This is a genomic window from Mesorhizobium sp. WSM4837 (assembly GCF_055811435.1).
This window is the reverse complement of record NZ_JBVVQE010000214.1, coordinates 1-860: the sequence shown is the minus strand read 5'-3', so window position 1 is coordinate 860 and position 860 is coordinate 1. Positions and strand designations below refer to the sequence as shown.

Genomic DNA, 860 nt, shown 5'->3' with positions numbered 1-860 from the left:
CAGCTCTTCGAGACCGTCGAGCGCCCGGCTTTGGCCAGTCTTCCACTGGAGGATTACGAGTTTGCCGAATGGCGTTTGGCCCGCGTCTCGACGGATTATCATGTCGAGTTCAAGACCTTCTTTTATTCCGTGCCCCACAGCCTCATTCGTCAGCAGGTCGATCTGAGAGCAACGGCACGCACCATCGAGATCTTCCACCGCGGCAAGCGCGTCGCGGTGCATCAGCGCCGCTATGGAGGTCCTCGCCATGGAACCGATCCGGATCACATGCCCAGTTCCCACCGGCGCTATGCCGAATGGACGCCGGAGCGCTTTCGGCGCTGGGCCACGTCGATCGGGCCGCAGACCGAAGGTCTGGTCATCGCAATTCTCGCCAGCCGTCCGCATCCCGAGCAGGGCTTTCGAACATGTCTGGGCATCCTACGTCTGTTTCGCGACATCGATCGCAATCGGGCCGAAGCCGTGTCAGCCCGCGCTGTCGAGATCGGTGGCCTGAACTGCAAGAGCATCGCTTCGCTCATCGCCAACCACAAAGCCGCACGCCATTCCACCGAACCAACCGCCATCGTCGATCACGCCAATCTGCGTGGCCCTGATTACTTTCATTGAGGAGATCCACCCATGCTGATCAATCCCACCATCGACATGCTGCGAGAGCTCGGCCTTTACGGCATGGCAACCGCTTTCCAGGAACTCGACGCACAGTCCGAAGTGCGCGGCCTCGAGCACGGCGAATGGCTTGCCATGCTGCTCGAACGCGAGGCGACCATACGCCGCCAGAAGCGTTTCGAGGCTCGCGCCAGGGCTGCCAAGCTTCGCCATGACGCGCAGATCGAGAATGCCGACTTCCGCGCCGCACG

Annotated in this window: 2 protein-coding genes; both read left to right on the top strand. The window is 61.6% G+C overall.

Annotated elements, in window-relative coordinates; all coding sequences use genetic code 11:
- Positions 1-609: Mu transposase domain-containing protein (locus AC0L3D_RS36780; protein ID WP_473647544.1), on the top strand; the 609-nt coding region annotated here is incomplete at its 5' end.
- Positions 610-621: 12 nt separating this feature from the next.
- On the top strand, positions 622-860 hold a 239-nt coding region (locus tag AC0L3D_RS36775), incomplete at its 3' end, for an ATP-binding protein (RefSeq protein WP_473647543.1).